Genomic DNA, 18340 nt, shown 5'->3' on the forward strand with positions numbered 1-18340 from the left:
AAATATTGAATTATGAATCACGGTATCAGTATTTTGTTTCGGGTAATTCCCGTTGTGATGGCATTTATTTGTTTTTTTCTCGGCGGGTTTATTTTTTTGTATGGAGACGATGGAGCCAGGCAGGTTGCCGGACCTGTTGTTTTTTTTCTGGGAGCTATTTGTCTGGCTTTGTTTGCGACTGCTGCAACTATTATCCGGCAATTGATCCATAAATTCCATACGGTTTTAAAATATATTATTCCCGGTTTCGGATATGTTGTAGCTTTCTTAACAATAGCATCGGGGATTTGGATTTTCGGTTTTGCTGAAAATTCCAATTTCATTGTTTCAGGCCATGTCGTGGCCGGAGTCGGTTTGATCACAGCTTGCGTTTCTACAGCAGCAACTTCTTCTACAAAATTTTATTTAATACCGGCCAATTCGGCTAATGCGGCGAATGAAGTCAATAAAGAAGGTTTTTCTGCAATGACACAGAATGTACTGATCGGTTTGACTTTATTGTTTTCCTTGACCGCCTGGGTTTGGGCGATTGTGTTGTTATCCCGGATCGGTGAAGGGGCTTATTTTTTGGTAGCCGGTACTGTGATGGGAGGATTGGCTTGTATTTGTACCAGCCTGATTGCTTTGGTGGCCAGTATCGCCAAACAGATCCGGAATACTTATGGAGAAAGTGACCGTAAAAATTGGCCGAAATTGGTTTTGGTGATGGGAACGGTGGCTTTTATCTGGGGATTGGTCGTTATTCTTGCTATGGCCGGGAATGTGGCCAATACCACCGGTTTCATCATGATGGGCTTGGGATTGGTTTGTTTCAGCATCTCCAGTAAAGTAATTTTGTTGGCCAAAGTGTGGAAACAGAGTTTTGCTTTAGCCAACCGGATTCCGTTGATTCCGGTACTGACTGCTTTGTTGTGTTTGTTTTTAGCTGCCTTTCTGTTTGAGGAAGGGGTGTATGACAATGCATTTTTTGTTCCGGCCCGGGTATTGGTCGGGTTAGGAGCGATCTGTTTTTGTTTATTCTCTATTGTGAGTATCCTGGAGAGCGGCACCTCTAAAAAATGAGAGTGGATGCAGGAGAATGAAAGATTTAATCCGTATCTTTGTAAAAAGATACGGATTTTTTATGGAGAATAAACCTTTAGCAGAGCGATTGAGGCCTAAGACGCTGGACGATTATATCGGTCAGCAACATTTGGTAGGAAAAGGGAAAGTGTTGCGTAAGATGATCGAATCCGGGGTGGTCTCTTCTTTTATTTTGTGGGGACCTCCGGGAGTCGGTAAAACGACCTTGGCCATGATCGTCGCCGAACAGCTGAAACGTCCGTTTTATGTCCTGAGTGCCGTTAGTTCGGGAGTAAAAGATGTGCGTGAAGTGATACAAAAAGCGGAAAGCCAGCGTTTTTTCAATACGCCTAATCCGATACTTTTTATCGATGAAATCCACCGGTTTTCCAAGGCACAGCAAGATTCTTTATTGGCCGCAGTCGAAAAGGGAACCGTTACCCTGATCGGGGCGACGACCGAGAATCCTTCGTTCGAGGTGATCTCGCCTTTATTGTCCCGTTGTCAGGTATATGTCCTGAAATCTCAGGAGAAAGCCGATCTGGAAGGCTTGATAGACCGTGCGGTTACGACAGATTTTTATCTGAAAGAAAAAAATATCGTCGTTAAGGAGAAAGAAGCCCTGATTTCCTTTAGTGGCGGGGATGCCCGTAAGTTGTTGAATATCCTTGAGCTGGTGGTGAATGCCCAGCCGGGACCGGAAATCCTCATCGATAACGATACGGTACGCAAAGAATTACAGGAAAATCCGTTGATGTACGATAAAGACGGGGAACAGCACTACGATATTATTTCTGCCATGATCAAGTCGATCCGGGGAAGTGATCCGAATGCGGCTTTGTATTATATGGCCCGGATGCTGGAAGGGGGAGAAGATCCTAAGTTTATCGCCCGGCGTTTGCTGATTTCCGCTTCTGAAGATATCGGATTGGCCAATCCGAATGCGATGTTGCTGGCCAATACCTGTTTCGATATTGTCCATAAAATCGGTATGCCCGAAGCCAGGATTCCCTTATCGGAATGTGTGATTTATTTAGCCACCTCTCCTAAAAGTAATTCGGCTTATATGGCGATCAATGAAGCGATGGCGACGGTGAGACAAACCGGAAACCTACCCGTTCCTTTGTATTTGCGGAATGCTCCGACCAAATTGATGAAAGAACTGAACTATGGGAAAGATTACAAATATGCTCATGATTATCCGGGTAATTTTGTAGAAATGGAGTTTATGCCGCAGGAACTGAAACAGCAGGTATTTTATAAACCTCAGCAAAATGCCGCTGAACTGAAACTATTGGAACGACTGAAAGCCTGGTGGAAGAAGAAATATTAACCTGAAATGGGTGTGTGGCCCTAAAATCCTATATATATGAAAATATTGAATGAAATGACTGGACAAGAGATGTTTTTTTTATTAGCCGGTCCTTGTGTCATCGAGGGCGAAGAAATGGCACTCAAGATTGCGGAACATGTTTCCGAGCTCACCGATAAATGGGGGATTCCTTATGTTTTCAAAGGATCTTTTAAAAAGGCCAACCGTTCCCGTTTGGATTCTTTTACAGGAATCGGGGATGAAAAGGCTTTAAAAATATTGGCGAAGATCCGGAAAGATTTTCAAATACCGGTGGTGACGGATATTCATAGTCCTGAAGATGCCGTTATGGCTGCAGAATATGTCGATATCCTCCAGATCCCGGCATTTCTCTGCCGGCAAACCGATTTACTGGTAGCGGCAGCGAAAACAGGCCGGATGGTGAATATTAAGAAAGGACAGTTTTTATCTCCCGATGCTATGCGTTTTGCTGTCGATAAGGTGCGTGAATCCGGAAACGAAAATGTGATGGTGACCGAGCGGGGGACGACTTTCGGATACCAGGATTTAGTGGTCGACTATAGAGGAATCAAGATCATGCAGCAAGAATGTCAATGTCCTGTCGTTGTCGATGTTACTCATTCTTTGCAACAACCTAACCAGAGTTGCGGGGTGACCGGCGGACAACCTCAGTTGATCGAGACCATCGCTAAAGCCGGAATAGCTGTCGGAGCCGACGGCATCTTTATCGAAACTCATCCTGATCCGAAAAATGCGAAATCGGACGGTGCGAATATGCTGCGTCTGGATTTGCTCGAAGGATTGCTGGAGAAATTGGTTCGGATCCGGAAAGCGTTATGAACGTATTTGGGAAAATAATTTCAGGCTCGATCGCATTTTTAGGAACCGATCCGAGCCTGAAAAGTAATTCGTATAAAATTTTGTTATTTATCGTGTTTCTTGCTATACACCAATATTTTATCGATACGGGCTCCGTCCATGTCGACAATCTCGAATTCCAGCTCGTGCCAGGAGATTTTCTCGCCGGTATGGGGGATGTGTTCCAGTAGATGCAGGATCAGACCGCTGATGGTGTTATAGTCGTATTCGGGATACAGGCATTCCATATCGATGTATTCCAAAAATTCGTAGAACGAGCATTGGCCGTCGACCAATAGCGAACCGTCGTCGCGGCGGATGATTTCAGGTTCGTCGTGGCTTTCGGTGATTTCTCCCAGCAACACGTCTACGATATCTTTTAAAGTAACGATTCCCTGGATACTACCGAATTCGTCGGTTACCAATCCGTATTTGATGTGATCGGATTTCAGATGTCCCAGCGTATTGTACACGCTTTGGTTTTCCGGGAAAAACTGAGCCGGACGTAAAATATCGGCCAGCTTGAAATCCGGTTCGTCCAAATGGCTGAAAAGGTCTTTCAGGTACACCACTCCTTCGATGTGGTCCAGTTCATCGTGGGCTACCGGATACACGGTATACACGTTCTCCTTCACTTTATTCCGGATCGATTCGGCGGATTCGCCGATTTCCAGCCAAATGAGGTCACTGCGATGGGTCATGATAGAACCGATTTTACGGTCGCCCAGGTTGAAAACTTTTTCTACAATGTCTTGTTCTACTTCCTGGATTTCACCGTCTTCAGTACCTTCCTGAATGATTGCTTTAATTTCTTCTTCGGTCACTTTATTTTCTGTAGAGGTATGAAGACCGGTGAGCCGGATAACTGCTTGGGTGCTGGCTGAAAGCAACCAGACGAAAGGAGAGGCGATTTTGGACAGCACTTCCATGGGCCGGGCGATCAACCGGGCGATTTTTTCCGGTGCATTCATGCCCAGGTGTTTCGGTACCAATTCTCCCAATATTAAAGTCAGATAGGTGACTAATATAACGATGATTCCTTTCGCTAAAGTGAGGCTATGGGCCTGGGGGATACCGATCGTTTCCAGCCAACGGGCCAGATCCCCGGCTAAAGCTTCTCCCGAATATAAACCGGTCAGAATACCGATCAGGGTGATCCCGATTTGTATCGTGGATAAAAAACGATCCGGCTCATTGGCCAGACGCAGGGCGGTTTTTGCAGTTTTACTTCCTTTTTTAGCTGCTGTTTCTAAACGACTTTTACGGGCAGATACCATGGCAATTTCCGACATGGATAAAATGCCGTTAAAAAAAATTAATCCTAAAATAATAACGATTTCCATAAATAATGTCTTATTCTGTTTCAAATATAACGGTATTTCATCAACTATCTGTTTTATTGACTTATTTTTAGAGTTTTTTGAAGGTTATTATGAAGTTTTTTCCAAAAGGAAAAGATGGGATGAAGCGGAAAAACAGAAACAATATACCGGTGTTGATTTGTCTGTAAAGAAAGATCGGATCGACAGAGTGAAAGAACAGATATTGCAAACTTTGAGAGAGCGTAGGGGCCTAAAAGTGGATTTGAAAGCGACAGAATAGAAACCGATGACAATTTAAAAATATTATGCCAGTGATATACATATTTACATTTATAAACGTAGAATTATTTTTTCTTTCTATTCCGATTCCGGATTTTATGTCCTCAGACCGGTTCGCCTGGACTGGTCCGCTAAGGTTTCCCTTCACTGACCGGCGGAACTCCTCACTTCGTTCGTCAAACACCACCGGTCGGGCGTTCGGAAAACCTAACCGGACTCTCGTTCACTGCTCCAATGGTCTTCAGACATAAAACCCTGCATCTATCGTTAGCACTACCGGGCAAAGAAAATATAAGGAAGTTTTTACAATTAAATTCCGGGGCAGCCTATCGGAGTGGGAATATCTGACTCCTTTATAGGAATAAACTTTTACAAAATATTGATTTATAGATAGTATTCTGGTTTAAGGTTTGAAAAGCTCTGTTATTTGAACTTTATGGTTTTCAGGTCCTGATTAGTTTACCATGAAGTGATAACGTCAGTCGAAGGTGTTCGTGTTCGGGGACCATTGGAACTCTGGCGAGTGTCGTCTTGCTTTTTCTGAACGAACGACCGGTGGTGTCTGACGAACGAAGTGAGGAGTTCCGCCGGTCAGTGAAAGAAAGGGCTAGACGACCGACAGAAGCGACCGGGTTCCCAAACACGAACACCGCAGACGAATAGGTAACAGAATAATCCTACATTTAGAGTAAACATGTATTAAATGCCAATATTATATATCTAATTTTACGACTGTAATTCCGGCGCCTCCCAGTTGTATTTGTTCATCTCCGAAGGAAGCGACGAGCGGGTTGGTGCTGAGATATTGACGGATCAGTTGCCGCAAAGCTCCTGTCCCGGTGCCGTGTAGTAGCCTTACTTCTTTGTAATTGAGCATAACGGCTTCGTCGAGGAAGGTGATCACTTTTTGCAAGGCTTCTTCTCCGCGCATTCCCCGGAGATCGATATCGGGTTTGAAATCGAAACGTTTTTGGCTGATATTTTCCCGGATATTGGCATACGAGGCTTGGGGCTGGGTACGGGCCACTTTCTTGGCCTGACTGGCCGATGCTCTTTTCAGTTGGGAAAGTTTAGCCGTCGTTCTCAGATTCCCTAAAGCGATAACCGCAGTTTTGTCGTTGATTTCAAGAATTTCTCCGATGGCTTTGTTGGGCAGACTGACAAAATCCCCTTTCTGTAAAGGGAGTTCGGTTGTGGTGCCCTCGGAAGCCGGAGTTGAAGCGGAGGCTTTATTTTTGGTCTTTTTATTTTTTTCCCGGTTTTGCAGTTTTTCCATTTTTTTCCGAATCCGTTCTTCTTCAGCGCTGGCTTGTTCGGAGAGTAACCGTTCTTTTTCGGCCTCCATTTTTTGCCGGATTTCTTTGGTCTTTTCTTTTTCTGCTTGATTTTCGCGGATATCCCGGATAGTCTGTTCGATGGTTTTATTGGCCGAATGGATGATTTCCTGAGCTTTTTGTTGGGCTTCTTTGATGATTTCTTTGCGTAAACGGGAAGCTTCGGTCAATTCCTGACGATATTTTTCGACTACTTCATCGAGTCGTTTCTCATTTTCGTGAATGCGTCTGCGTTTCTCCTCCCAATAGCGTTTGTCCCGGGCGATGTCTTTCAGATGTTTGTCATAATTGATATGATCTTCACCGATTTTCGAGGCGGCATCTTCCAGTATTTCTTTAGGAAGGCCGATCTTTTTGGCAATTTCGAAGGCAAAAGAAGAACCCGGTTTTCCGATGCATAATTCGAATAAAGGCAACATCCGGTGACTGTCGTAAAGCATGGCTCCATTTTCAATACCGGTAGTTTCCGCTGCAAAATGTTTCAGGTTGGTGTAGTGGGTCGTGATTACCCCTTTCACCTGTTTTTGATTGAGGGTTTTCAGGATTGCTTCGGCTATAGCCCCTCCCAGCATGGGTTCTGTACCGGTGCCGAATTCATCGATCAGGATCAGGGTATTTTCATCTCCGTAGCGGAGAAAGTTTTTCATGTTGATGAGGTGTGAGCTATAGGTACTCAGATCGTTTTCAATGGATTGCTCGTCACCCATGTCGATGAGTATTTTTTTGAAAATACCGAACCGGCTTGCTTCACTGACCGGTACCGGCAGGCCACATTGAAACATATATTGCAATAAACCGGCGGTTTGCAGGCATACGGATTTTCCACCTGCATTGGGACCCGATATCAGGATAATCCGTTGGGTTTCATCAATCTCTATTTTTAGCGGGACGATATTTTTATCGCTATTTTTCAGGCTGAGCCATAAAAGAGGATGCCGGGCGCTGTACCAGAACATTTCCGGACGTTCGCTGAAAGCCGGTACGGTTGCTTCGATATAGAGTGAAAAAGCTGCTTTAGCCCGGACAAAATCGATGTAAGCCAGAAAATCGTAGGCCGGAATCAAATCATCGACGTAGGGACGCAGGTCTTCGGCAAACCGACGGAGGATCCGGGTGATCTCCCGTTTCTCTTCCAATTCCAGTTCCCGGATTTCATTGTTGGTTTCGACGATCTCGGCCGGTTCGATATAAGAGGTTTTACCCGTAGCCGATTCGTCGTGGACGATACCGTTTATTTTTCGTTTATAGGCAGAAGGCACGGGGATGACCATACGACCGTCCCGGATAGCGATGGAAGTGTCTTTTTCTGCCCACCCTTCTGTCTGAGCCTGTTGTAATAAAGCCTGCATACGCCGGGAGATACCGTTTTGTTTTCGTTGAAGCCGATGGCGGATATCTCCCAATTCAGGGGAAGCCGTGTCTTTTATGCTCCCATGGCGGGATACGATGGAATCGAGGCGTTGCAGAATATAAGGAAATAATTGGATATCTCCGGCCTGGGCCGTTAAACGCGGATACCGTTCGTCTTTGCCGTGGAAAAAACGGACTATAGCCGTCAGGGATTCCAGCGATTGCTTGAGAGCGACCATTTCGGCCACTTCCAGAAATAAGCCTTCCACCCGTACTTTGTTCAAAAAGGGACGGGCGTCGCTGAAATGATCGCCGGGAAATTGGTCTTCTTCTTCCAGAATAGACATAAATTCCTGCGTCTCTTCCAGGCGTTCCCGGATTTCTGTCGGTTCAGTAGAAAATTTCATCGCTTCTACCAAATCTCTGCCCATATCGCTCAGACAGTTTTTTTGAACGAATTGCCTGATCTTATCAAACTTAATCTTGCTTTCGAAATTTTCCGGATAAACCATTTTGTGCATTTTATTCTTTATTTGACGTTTCCGCTTATTGTCAAGGTGTTTTCCGGTTGAGAGGGATCGTTGGTGATTACTGTGATCGATTTATACTGACGTCCGGATTTGCCGGTAGAGTCGAAAGTGGCCCGGATGGTTGTCGATTGGCCGGGTTGAATTTCTTTTTGTCCCAGGGTAACGGCAGTACACCCACAGCTGGCTTTCGTTTTCCGGATGAACAGGATACTTTTCCCTGTATTCGTTAAAGTAAAATCACAACTGGTTTTTTCTCCCTGTTTGATTTCTCCGAAATTACATTCTTTTTTATCGAATTGTGCTATCGGCGCATTGGCTTTGTCTTTTTTGCTCAGTTTACTGAAATCTTCACTAAGTTCCGCGGTAACGGATAAACGGTTGCTATATTCTTTAGAACCGTTGACGGACAAGATAAGGCTTTCGTAAACATAACCGTAGTCATTGGCTTTGGGAGCATCGAAAGTGACGATAATCTTTCCTTTTTTGCCCGGAGCTACTTGTGCGGGTTCGAAAGTGGCCTGCAAATGGTTGGATTTATAAATGACTCCTAAGCTGACAGCGTCTTTGAGGGTATTGTAATATTCCAGCGTATCTGTAGCGACTTGCCAGGTATATACTTTCTTGAAGTTGATATTGTTGTTTTTGAATTTCAAACCATTCATATTATATTTATACAATAATTCCGGTTTGGAAGGATTATCGACCAGATTTCCTGTCAGAATCAATTCTTTACGTGCTGGATTTGCATTGGAATAAACCAGAATCCGCATGTTGAAATTTTCCAGTAATTGCATCGGAATAAACGTGATTTTTATATCACAACTTTTACCGGGGAGAAGCGGACTTTTGGGCCAATCGGCTTTCAGTAAACTGGTCATGGGAGTGACGCGGGTAATGATGACCGGTTGAGTACCTGTGTTTTGAGCCGTATAAACCACTGTCATCGGCTGATCGTCTGCCAGAAGGTTTTTTAAAGTTTGCCGGGATTGCTTTATTTCAAGAACTCCCTGGGCAAATACGGTAAACGTGAATAATAAAGCGGATATAAGTGAAATAAAATATTTCATGACTTCGGATTTTTAGTATTCTTATTTCAGATTACCGATCAATTTATAAGTCATAATCGGATTGTGAGGATCGTTGGTCGTGAACTGGATGATTTTAATTAATTTTTTGGCATTTCCGGTTTTTACACTCAGATTAACTTTGATTTTTTTTCCTGGTTTGACCGTATCTCTGGAAGCTGTGACCGAAAGATTGGAATCTGAAGTTTTTATTTTACGAATGACCAGTTCCGATTTTCCGATGTTTTGAATGGTGAATTCATGGGTGTAGGTACTGTTTTTATCCAGATCGTTCAGGGTGTATTCCGTTTCCGATAAAGAAATTGCAGGAGCCTTTTCAAAATTACCGTTATAGTGGGAGAAATCTTCGCTGATCGTTGCTGCAACGGTAATGTCCCCGGTTGTTTTATCGTTTACCTGCAGTTGAATTTTATCGGTAACAAATCCCCAGTCGTTCTTCTTGGTGGCATCGTATTTGATCGAAATCGTGGCTTTTTGATCTTTAGTCAGGGTCGTAGGACTGACACTTACTGTCAGATGGGGATGTTCACTGATTACCTGAAGTCGGGCGGGTTTATTTTCACTATTGATCACCTCTATCTTCCGTTCCAGTACCTGGTTGTTATTGATCGCCCCCAGATTGATCGTGTTGCTCGTTAATTTTAATGCCCCTATATTGAATTTATACTGATCGTACGGGCCTAACGGTTTCCGGGTGACATTACCCCGTATCGTTAACGATACGACCGAATTGGAAGCATTGGAATTGACTGTAATGCTTTTAACGAAAGCACCCGGACGGTTGCGTGGATCGAAAGCCACTTTGATGCTGCCTGTTTGACCGGGAGCTACCGGTTCTCTGCTCCATACCGGTGTTGTACAACCACATCCGGCCCGTACGTTGGTCAGGATCAAAGGAACATTTCCTGTGTTTTTAAATGAAAAATCAAAAATCGCTTTACCGGCATTTTCATTGATCGTACCGAAATTGTGAGAGGTTGTTGTAAAATCGATTTTAGCTTTCTGAGCAAAAACCAAAACAGGCATTAGGGCCACCAACAAAAAAATAAATCTTTTCATCCGTCGTAATTTTATATCATCTTCTAAATTTCATACACAATAAATAGGGAAGATTTTCCCTATAGGCTATAAAAACCTACAAATGTAAAAATAATTTTCAAGTTGTACCAACCCCGTTTTGAGAATTCCTTTCTATGATCTAAATACCTATATTTTTATTACGAATTACTGTCGCATTTCTTTGTAATTCCGGGAATAAAGCCTATCTTTGCGGCGTTTTAACGATATTAATCATTTAAAGAATTAAAAACCATGTATTTATCAGCAGAAAAAAAAGAAGAACTTTTTTCTCAATACGGGAAGTCTAATAAAGATACGGGTTCTGCGGAATCTCAGATAGCTTTATTTTCCTACCGTATCAATCATTTGACCGAGCATCTGAAAGCCAATCACAAAGATTTCGGTACTCAGAAAGCATTGATCAAATTAGTTGGAAAACGCCGGGCATTGCTTGACTATTTGAAAGACCGCGACATTGAAAGATATCGTGCTATCATTAAAGCTTTGAATATACGTAAATAAAAATACGTTTTCCCAAGCCCGGCGACAACCGGGCTTGTTTCTATCCTCCCTCCTCCCTCCGAAAAAGAATTCCGTTAAAACATTTTATTTTTAACCGTTAAGTTATTATGAACGTTATTGAAAAGAACATTACTCTGGCTGACGGAAGAGTAATTACGCTGGAAACCGGCAAATTGGCAAAACAGGCAGATGGTGCTGTGATGCTGAAAATGGGCAATACGATGTTGCTCGCGACTGTGGTTTCTGCTCAGGATGCAGGTCCTGATGTAGATTTTATGCCCTTGTCTGTAGATTATAAAGAAAAATTCGCCTCTGTCGGACGTTTCCCGGGAGGTTTTACACGGAGAGAAGGAAAATCTTCGGATTACGAAATATTGGTATCCCGTTTAGTCGACCGGGCATTGCGTCCTCTGTTCCCGGACGATTATCATGCAGAGACTTTTGTACAGGTGACCCTGTATTCGGCCGATGAAGAATCGATGCCGGATGCATTGGCCGGACTCGCTGCATCGGCAGCTTTGGCTGTCAGCGATATCCCTTTCCATGGTCCGATCTCCGAGGTACGGGTTGCCCGTATCCAGGGAGAATTTGTGATCAATCCGACGGCTTCCGCTTTGAAAGAGGCCGATCTGGATATCATGGTCGGAGCTACCTATGAAAATATTATGATGGTAGAAGGCGAGATGAACGAAGTTTCTGAAAAAGAAATGCTGGACGCCATCAAGTTTGCACATGCAGCTATTAAAGAACAGTGTGTAGCTCAGCAAGAACTGGCTGCTGCTGTCGGAAAAGAAAAACGGACGTATTGTCACGAAGTGAACGATGAGGAACTGCGTAAGGATATTTGGGACAAGTGTTACCAAAAAGCCTATGATGTGGCACGGCAGTGTAATGCAAACAAACACCTGCGTGGCGAATTGTTGGACAATGTACGGGCCGAATACCTGGCTTCTCTGCCTGAAGAAGAGCAGATCGAAAAAGCCATGTTGGTGGGACGTTATTACCACGATGTGGAAAAAGAAGCGATGCGCCGGATGATTTTGGACGAAGGGGTACGTCTGGATGGACGTACTACCGAACAGATCCGGCCGATCTGGTGTGAAGTAGGTTATCTGCCCGGACCTCACGGATCTTCGATCTTTACCCGCGGTGAGACACAGTCTTTGTCGTCTGTTACCCTGGGAACGAAACTGGATGAGAAAATTATCGATGAGGCTACTATTCAGGGAAAAGAAAGATTTTTATTGCACTATAATTTCCCGCCGTTCTCAACCGGAGAGGCTAAAGCTTCACGGGGAGTAGGACGTCGTGAGATCGGTCACGGGAACCTGGCTTTACGGGCATTGAAACGGATGATTCCGGAAGATTTCCCTTATACGGTCCGCGTGGTATCCGATATTCTGGAATCCAACGGTTCGTCTTCCATGGCTACCGTATGTGCCGGAACGCTGGCTTTGATGGATGCCGGTGTACCGATGAAAAAACCGGTGACAGGTATCGCTATGGGATTGATTACCGATAAAGGGTGTGCTAAATATGCTGTATTGTCCGATATCCTGGGCGACGAGGATCACCTGGGCGATATGGACTTCAAAGTAACAGGAACCCGTGACGGTATTACCGCTACCCAGATGGATATCAAGGTAGACGGACTTTCTTATGAAATTATGGAACAGGCTTTGGAACAAGCGAAACGAGGACGGATGCATATCATGGATATCATCACCGAAACCATGCCGGCTCCGCGTGAAGACCTGAAACCGCACGCTCCCCGTATTGTTACCGTTACTATCGACAAAGATCAGATCGGTGCGCTGATTGGTCCCGGAGGAAAGATTATCCAGGATATTCAGGAAAAATCAGGTGCTACCATCAATATTGAAGAAGTTGGTAATAAAGGTATTGTCGACGTTTCGGCTACCAATAAGGAATCGATCGATAAGGCGCTGGCACGGATTCGGGCTATCGTCGCTAAACCGGAAGTTGGTGAGGTGTACGACGGTATTGTAAAATCGATTATGCCTTTCGGTGCTTTTATTGAAATCCTGCCGGGAAAAGACGGTTTGTTGCATGTCTCTGAAATTGATTACAAACGGATCGAGAAAGTAGAGGATGTATTGAAAGAAGGCGATCATATTCAGGTGAAATTACTGGAAGTGGATCCTAAAACCGGAAAATTACGTTTGTCACACAAGGCATTGCTGCCGAAACCGGAAGGTTATCAGGAAAGATCAGAGCGTCCGCGTGGTGATAGAAATGACCGGGGTGAAAGACGGGAACGTCCGGAAAGACACGATCGTGGCGAAAGACGTGAACGTCCCGAACGTCGTGAATCACGGCCTGAAAGGACGGAGGACAATCAGGAAACCGGTAGTGAGGAATAATGGATACGAAGTGATTTATTGCCCGGAACCAGTCTCGGTTCCGGGTTTTTTTATCGGTGTTTGCCGCGGAGGTATTGCTCCAGTTCTTCGATTTCCGGCAAAGTGAGCGGGTTGTAATTCATGCCGCTATGGATCATGATTTCACAGGCCATTTCCAGAAATTCAGCTTTTTCAATCGTACTTTTCAAATCTTTTCCGGCGTATACTTGTCCGTGTTTTTCCAGAAGTGCAGCATCGTGATTGAGCAGGGCTTCGCTGACAGCCTTCGCTAATTCGGCCGAACCGGGACGATAGTAGGGGACGATGGCTATTTCTCTCCCGCAATAACAGGGGATTTCTATACTGACATTGAAATTATCGGGTTTCTTTTTCATGCAGGCAATCGTCGTGGCATAAATACTTTGGCAATGCAATACGACATTTACATCAGGGCGGTTTTGCAGGATTTGTAAATGAAAGCCGCTTTCCATAGAAGGGTGGATACCGTTTGTGATTTCACCGGTCGCGACCCGGCAAATGGAGATTTGGCCGGCTTGCAGTTCGGGAAGCCAGGAGCCTGTTGCCGAGATCAGGGCGAATTCGCCGATACGCCAGGATAGATTACCACTGCTGCAACGGGTCAACCGCCGTTCGCCGGTTTGATGTGCAGCTGCCAGGAATTGTTCAATGTGTTTATCTGTAATTTCCATAAATCCGGTTACTGAAAAGGTTTATTTATCGATGGGCTAAGTTAAGCAATATGTCTGAATTCGGTGGTTGTTTTTCAGAGAATAACTCATTCCTGAATGAACGCTGTAACAAAACAAAAATAAATGGAATTACTACGATCGGGTTTGCCCAGTTATTATTATATTTGTAAGCTACAAACAGAGTATGATATGGAGAATAGACTTACAGTGGGATTTACTCATGGAGATGTCAATGGTATTGGCTATGAGTTGATCATTAAAATGATGGCAGAAAACCGGATCTGCGAAGTATGTACCCCGGTATTGTTCGGATCCTCGAAGGTGGCTGCTTATCATCGGAAAGCTTTAAATATAGAAAATTTCAGTTTGAATAGTATTCAGAATGCCCGTGATGCGAATCCGAAAAGGTGTAATATCGTCAATTGTGTCGACGATGCGATCAAAGTGGATTTGGGCCAGGAGACGCCGGAATCGGACGATGCGGCGGTGCTGGCATTGAAGGCTGCTCTGACTGCTTTGGACCGGAATGAGATCGATGTCCTGGTAGGAGCTCCTCAAGGGTGCAATTCCTTTAAGCCCGCAGCGAGTTGTCCGGTATTTTTTAGCGAAAGATATGAAACCCGTAATGTCATGCCGCTGTTGGTGGGTGAAAAGATGAAGATGGGATTCGTTACCAATCATCTGCCGTTCCGGGATATTGCCGGAAATATTACGGTCAACAATATTTACTATAAACTGAAGTTGCTGGATGCTTGTCTGAAGAAAGATTTTACCATCCGGAAGCCCCGGATTGCCGTATTGGGACTCAATCCCCATTCCGGCGAGAACTGTATGTATGGGGAAGAAGAGAAGAATGTGATTATTCCGGCGATCGAACGAGCCCGGGATAATGGGATCATGGCTTTGGGACCTTATGCGCCGGACGGATTGTTCAGTGGTGTAGAATTTGAAAAATTCGATGTTATTCTGGCCATGTATCACGACCAGGGGATGATTCCTTTCAAAACGATAGAGGGTAATGAAGGAGCGGTGTTATTGGCAGGATTGCCTATTGTATATACCTCTACGGTGCATGGTATGGCGTATGATATTACCGGACAGGGTATAGCGGATGAATCGGGTATGCGTAATGCACTTTATCTGGCTATCGATGTGTATAATAACCGGCAGATGAATGCCGAGTTAGCCCAGAATCCCCTGAGACATTACGACATCGCTTCCAATAGTAACGAAAGCGATTTGAATGTCGAGCAGATTGCCGGAATTGAAAAAGAGATGGAATAATACACTCCCAAGTTTTGACGCTGATTAGCGAGGATTCTGTAAATACCTAAATAAAGTAAGATGGCATATGAAAATGATCGGTTGTAATCATTTCATATGCCATTTATTTACCGAGTGTCCCTACATAGCTAGTTATGAAAATGATTATATTATCTGGTGTATAAGTATTTTAAAATTTTTTGTATTGACATAAAATAGGAAAGCTAAATCTGTTATTTTGCCTAAAGAGTTTATTTTTTGATACCAGTCATAAAAATTTAGTTTACAAGCAGTACACCCTATTGAATCTACATAGACCAATATTTTAATCGGTTTTAACAATAAATAATTGCAATTTGTATCCCGTCCTACTATTTTTGCTTGAATATCGTCAGGGAAAATGATTTTTTTGTTGGTCCATTCTTGAATGATTGTTTGTATGTATGCTTGGTCGGTGTTTTTGCAATTGAATAATAAGATAGTTAGACATATAAAAAGGACATACTTCATGGTTTTATTTCTTTATATGTAAAATTTGTAGATGTAGATTATAATCGTTTTCCTCAGCGCTCATTTCCACTGCAAGTGTATATGGATCGATATAATGTTCAGATACTTCATTCTTGTCGTCAGGTAACAGATCATTGACAAGATCTTCCGTTACCCGGTAAGTGGAATCCGCTTTATTGTATAGCACCTGGTAAAACTCTTTCGTCGAGCCATAAAAAAGTAGTATATACTTTTCAAAATCGTAGCATGTAGCCAACATAAAATAATCCTGTACTCCTTTATCTTCATTTCTTTTCAGAGCTCTCGGCATTGCGGGAATCAAATTGAACCGGTATTTCAGATAGGCGGAATCGGGAGTAATAAAAAAGAGCCTGTTATCATACCTGTCGTAATAAGAAATACCTTCGTCATTATAATTGAAATAATGCGGATAAAGGGCTTCGTATACGTTATCGCTGTTCTCGGGTACCAGTACTTTCCCGAATTTTCCTTCGGAATCGGTAGTCCATATCCCGGATCGCATTTTACGTAAATATGCAGGTTGGATACAAATGAATTTTCCTTTAACGTTAGTAAACGACCGCATTAAATCCGGCAAAGGATATTTGCCGACAAACGCTCCGTTGTAAGTGTATTTTACTAATTTTCTGCTCTCGTTATCATATATACAGATGTGTTTATTACTTTTATCCAGGCAAAAGCCAGTGATAGTGATGAATTCTTGTGGTCCGCGTCCATAATGGGCAATGTTGCAGAGTAGTTTATTGTTCTGAAAGACACATATACCGTTTCCGTTTCGATCCGAAAGGATAATGTAACTACTGTCTACATATAATTGCCGGATTTGGGAAACGATGCATGAATCGTTCGAATATAATGTAAGATAACTTACGGAATCTACGAATTCCGAGTAGCGTATCTTGGTCTTCTTTTGTGTCAGGTCGATTTTTATGCCGTTGTCTGCCTCCTGTTTACAAGAAAATAAAAGAATAAAAAATAATAATATATATAGAATTTTCATTTTCAGCATATTTATATAAAGGGAGATATACTCTCTCTCATAAAATAATTATTTCTTTCTATTCTAAAAAATTAATTAGTTGAATATTTATTCTCTTTTGATAATTTTATCAAAAATATTGCGAATAGATTCATTATTTATTGGATTTCCAATAGCTAATACTTTATTATTACGGTCTAATAAAAAAGTATGTAATGGATAAGGATAAGTTGGGAATTGATTTTTTTTATTTAAAAGGCCGTTGTAATCGTAAATGACTGGGTAAAAAAAGTGATTGTTTCTTTGAATTATTTCAAATTCCTCGTAATTCTTGGTGAACACTACAAAGATGAGAGCAATGTCGATAGATGAGCTTTTTAATTCTTTCATGTATAGTTTCCAATCGAATAGCTGAAGATGACAATTTGTGCATCCTATTGTATCTATATAGTGTAAAATCTTAAATTCATGATTCAACATATTAGGTAGGATTGTATCTTTTCCCATATATTTAGTTTCTAAATTAGGGAAAATGATTTCTCTATTTGTCCATTCTTTTAAAATTTTTTTTTACGCTTGTCTTCGTGTATTACAGGATATGAGAACAAAAATATATAACAAAATTATACAGACAAATTTCATGATCTTAGAGAATAAAAAATTAATATAGGGTTAGAGTCTTCGGAGTAATCTGCCATTAATTTTTGAAGTTCTGGAATCATGATTCTATTTTTTTGTTGTATATCCAAGGTAAGCTGACCGATGAATTCATTATGATTGAAACCGATGGGCACAGGGAAGGTCCCGAGATGAAGAGAGTCTATCACCATTTCAGGATCCAAATTGATGGCTGTATGTTTTTTTTTGTTGTATATTCCTAACAAAACTTGTCGTTTTACGTAATATTTTACTAACAGATGCTCGTCAGTTTCGTAGGGTGCCATCAATCTTACATAAGAATTATTCATTATTTCACTCATGATAGCCTGAGAGTTGTATTCCTTTTTTTGGAAAATTTCGTCGTCCGGGAAATGATAATCTCCGAAGTAAAAGTGGTAACGTTGTGTTGTGCTATCGGGAGTTATCGAAAAAATAGTATTGGAAAAATGCGGAAATACATTCAGTTTTCCATCATATACATAAAAATTCTGTCCCAAACCATGAAGAACCTTGCTTTTGGGATCTACTGGTAATAATTCTTTGATAAATTGTCCATTTTTGTCAGTGATCCGTAATTGATAGTCATTGTTTCCTCGGTCGGGATAATAAAATGCCAAAGCTTCCTGTTCAGGTATTACACCAAAAGAAATCGGATACTCTTCCGTTTTTATTTTATCGATAAAAGACAAGTCATTTAAAGCATAGCGTAATAAGGCCGATTGTTGGTGATCTTTAACTATCAGGGCGCTGTCTGTAGGATCTATGGCAAAACATAAAGGCATTAAAAACTCTCCGGGACCACGACGGTTGCCTTCCAAACGATTGAGGTATTTTCCTTCTTTGTCAAATACATATATGCTTTTGGTTTGATAGGAATCTAAAATATAGATTTTATTTGCGAATACCTCGATTTGATCTATCGCTCCTAAAAGGCAGCTTTCATTCGTTTCCAACTTAACAAAACGATACTGTTCTAATAATTGATTATCGGAAATTTTGGTAAATGCTCCAAAATCCACAACAGTACCTTGTGATTGCTCTTTAGGAGTACAATTCCCGAGCAATAGAATTAAAAATAATAAATAAAAATATTTCATAGT

General features: G+C 42.4%; 15 protein-coding genes. 7 read left to right on the forward strand and 8 right to left on the reverse strand.

The features are described from left to right. Positions 1 to 12: 12 nt before the first annotated feature. From ODOSP_RS01255 to kdsA, 3 genes are all read left to right on the forward strand, one after another. The gene (locus ODOSP_RS01255; protein ID WP_013610602.1) at positions 13 to 1062 is read left to right on the forward strand and encodes a DUF2776 domain-containing protein; all 1050 of its coding nucleotides are present in this window, start codon (positions 13 to 15) and stop codon (positions 1060 to 1062) included. A gap of 61 nt (positions 1063 to 1123) precedes the next feature. Beyond that, on the forward strand, positions 1124 to 2395 hold the full coding sequence (locus tag ODOSP_RS01260) for a replication-associated recombination protein A (RefSeq protein WP_013610603.1): 1272 nt from the start codon (positions 1124 to 1126) through the stop codon (positions 2393 to 2395). Between the two features lie 36 nt (positions 2396 to 2431). Then, positions 2432 to 3235: a 3-deoxy-8-phosphooctulonate synthase gene (gene kdsA, locus ODOSP_RS01265; RefSeq protein ID WP_013610604.1), complete on the forward strand. Its 804-nt coding sequence runs from the start codon at positions 2432 to 2434 to the stop codon at positions 3233 to 3235. A gap of 83 nt (positions 3236 to 3318) precedes the next feature. Here kdsA and ODOSP_RS01270 read toward each other — a convergent pair whose 3' ends face one another. Next, positions 3319 to 4596, reverse strand: a complete 1278-nt coding sequence (locus ODOSP_RS01270) for a hemolysin family protein (protein WP_013610605.1) — start codon at positions 4594 to 4596, stop codon at positions 3319 to 3321. Here ODOSP_RS01270 and ODOSP_RS19845 point away from each other — a divergent pair. Next, positions 4544 to 4855, forward strand: coding sequence for a hypothetical protein (locus ODOSP_RS19845; protein WP_167535977.1), 312 nt, complete (start codon positions 4544 to 4546; stop codon positions 4853 to 4855). The two genes, ODOSP_RS01270 and ODOSP_RS19845, sit on opposite strands and share 53 nt — an antisense overlap. Positions 4856 to 5566: 711 nt before the next feature. Here the strand turns inward: ODOSP_RS19845 and ODOSP_RS01280 are convergent. Genes ODOSP_RS01280 through ODOSP_RS01290 form a run of 3 tightly spaced genes read right to left on the reverse strand, consistent with a single transcriptional unit; the run spans position 5567 to position 10212 of the window. Further along, positions 5567 to 8050, reverse strand: a complete 2484-nt coding sequence (locus tag ODOSP_RS01280) for an endonuclease MutS2 (protein ID WP_013610606.1) — start codon at positions 8048 to 8050, stop codon at positions 5567 to 5569. A gap of 17 nt (positions 8051 to 8067) precedes the next feature. Continuing rightward, positions 8068 to 9135, reverse strand: a complete 1068-nt coding sequence (locus ODOSP_RS01285; protein ID WP_013610607.1) for a DUF1573 domain-containing protein — start codon at positions 9133 to 9135, stop codon at positions 8068 to 8070. A 21-nt stretch (positions 9136 to 9156) separates the two neighbouring features. Then, complete coding sequence (locus tag ODOSP_RS01290) at positions 9157 to 10212, reverse strand: DUF1573 domain-containing protein (RefSeq protein WP_013610608.1); 1056 nt, start codon at positions 10210 to 10212, stop codon at positions 9157 to 9159. Positions 10213 to 10464: 252 nt separating this feature from the next. Here ODOSP_RS01290 and rpsO point away from each other — a divergent pair, with 252 nt between their 5' ends. Next, positions 10465 to 10734: a 30S ribosomal protein S15 gene (gene rpsO / locus ODOSP_RS01295; protein WP_013610609.1), complete on the forward strand. Its 270-nt coding sequence runs from the start codon at positions 10465 to 10467 to the stop codon at positions 10732 to 10734. Positions 10735 to 10838: 104 nt separating this feature from the next. Then, positions 10839 to 13118, forward strand: coding sequence for a polyribonucleotide nucleotidyltransferase (pnp, locus tag ODOSP_RS01300; protein WP_046402906.1), 2280 nt, complete (start codon positions 10839 to 10841; stop codon positions 13116 to 13118). Positions 13119 to 13168: 50 nt separating this feature from the next. Here the strand turns inward: pnp and ODOSP_RS01305 are convergent, their stop codons facing one another. After that, a complete protein-coding gene (locus tag ODOSP_RS01305; RefSeq protein WP_013610611.1) occupies positions 13169 to 13807 on the reverse strand; it encodes a class II aldolase/adducin family protein in 639 nt (212 codons plus the stop codon). A 123-nt stretch (positions 13808 to 13930) separates the two neighbouring features. Between ODOSP_RS01305 and ODOSP_RS01310 the strand changes: the two genes are divergently transcribed. After that, complete coding sequence (locus ODOSP_RS01310) at positions 13931 to 15091, forward strand: PdxA family dehydrogenase (protein ID WP_228026193.1); 1161 nt, start codon at positions 13931 to 13933, stop codon at positions 15089 to 15091. 493 nt (positions 15092 to 15584) lie between these two features. Here ODOSP_RS01310 and ODOSP_RS01320 read toward each other — a convergent pair whose 3' ends face one another. The 3 genes from ODOSP_RS01320 to ODOSP_RS01330 all read right to left on the reverse strand — a co-directional run bounded on the left by ODOSP_RS01320 (position 15585) and on the right by ODOSP_RS01330 (position 18337). Next, the gene (locus ODOSP_RS01320) at positions 15585 to 16601 is read right to left on the reverse strand and encodes a 6-bladed beta-propeller (RefSeq protein ID WP_013610615.1); all 1017 of its coding nucleotides are present in this window, start codon (positions 16599 to 16601) and stop codon (positions 15585 to 15587) included. Between the two features lie 87 nt (positions 16602 to 16688). Further along, positions 16689 to 17087 carry a TlpA family protein disulfide reductase gene (locus ODOSP_RS01325; protein ID WP_049782802.1) on the reverse strand — a complete coding sequence of 133 codons (399 nt, stop codon included), beginning with the start codon at positions 17085 to 17087 and terminating at the stop codon, positions 16689 to 16691. Positions 17088 to 17218: 131 nt separating this feature from the next. Next, positions 17219 to 18337: a 6-bladed beta-propeller gene (locus tag ODOSP_RS01330; RefSeq protein WP_013610616.1), complete on the reverse strand. Its 1119-nt coding sequence runs from the start codon at positions 18335 to 18337 to the stop codon at positions 17219 to 17221. Positions 18338 to 18340 lie beyond the last annotated feature (3 nt).

The sequence above is a fragment of the Odoribacter splanchnicus DSM 20712 genome (genome assembly GCF_000190535.1).
Taxonomy (GTDB): Bacteria; Bacteroidota; Bacteroidia; order Bacteroidales; family Marinifilaceae; genus Odoribacter; species Odoribacter splanchnicus.

What these genes read in the sequence shown, in the direction of transcription:
- ODOSP_RS01255 (WP_013610602.1), top strand. Translation starts at nt 13, where the DNA reads ATGAATCACGGTATCAGTATTTTGTTTCGGGTAATTCCCGTTGTGATG.
- ODOSP_RS01260 (WP_013610603.1), top strand. Translation starts at nt 1,124, where the DNA reads ATGGAGAATAAACCTTTAGCAGAGCGATTGAGGCCTAAGACGCTGGAC.
- kdsA (WP_013610604.1), top strand. Translation starts at nt 2,432, where the DNA reads ATGAAAATATTGAATGAAATGACTGGACAAGAGATGTTTTTTTTATTA.
- ODOSP_RS19845 (WP_167535977.1), top strand. Translation starts at nt 4,544, where the DNA reads ATGGATAAAATGCCGTTAAAAAAAATTAATCCTAAAATAATAACGATT.
- ODOSP_RS01270 (WP_013610605.1), bottom strand. Translation starts at nt 4,596, where the DNA reads ATGGAAATCGTTATTATTTTAGGATTAATTTTTTTTAACGGCATTTTA.
- ODOSP_RS01280 (WP_013610606.1), bottom strand. Translation starts at nt 8,050, where the DNA reads ATGGTTTATCCGGAAAATTTCGAAAGCAAGATTAAGTTTGATAAGATC.
- ODOSP_RS01285 (WP_013610607.1), bottom strand. Translation starts at nt 9,135, where the DNA reads ATGAAATATTTTATTTCACTTATATCCGCTTTATTATTCACGTTTACC.
- ODOSP_RS01290 (WP_013610608.1), bottom strand. Translation starts at nt 10,212, where the DNA reads ATGAAAAGATTTATTTTTTTGTTGGTGGCCCTAATGCCTGTTTTGGTT.
- rpsO (WP_013610609.1), top strand. Translation starts at nt 10,465, where the DNA reads ATGTATTTATCAGCAGAAAAAAAAGAAGAACTTTTTTCTCAATACGGG.
- ODOSP_RS01305 (WP_013610611.1), bottom strand. Translation starts at nt 13,807, where the DNA reads ATGGAAATTACAGATAAACACATTGAACAATTCCTGGCAGCTGCACAT.
- ODOSP_RS01310 (WP_228026193.1), top strand. Translation starts at nt 13,931, where the DNA reads ATGGAATTACTACGATCGGGTTTGCCCAGTTATTATTATATTTGTAAG.
- ODOSP_RS01320 (WP_013610615.1), bottom strand. Translation starts at nt 16,601, where the DNA reads ATGAAAATTCTATATATATTATTATTTTTTATTCTTTTATTTTCTTGT.
- ODOSP_RS01325 (WP_049782802.1), bottom strand. Translation starts at nt 17,087, where the DNA reads ATGGGAAAAGATACAATCCTACCTAATATGTTGAATCATGAATTTAAG.
- ODOSP_RS01330 (WP_013610616.1), bottom strand. Translation starts at nt 18,337, where the DNA reads ATGAAATATTTTTATTTATTATTTTTAATTCTATTGCTCGGGAATTGT.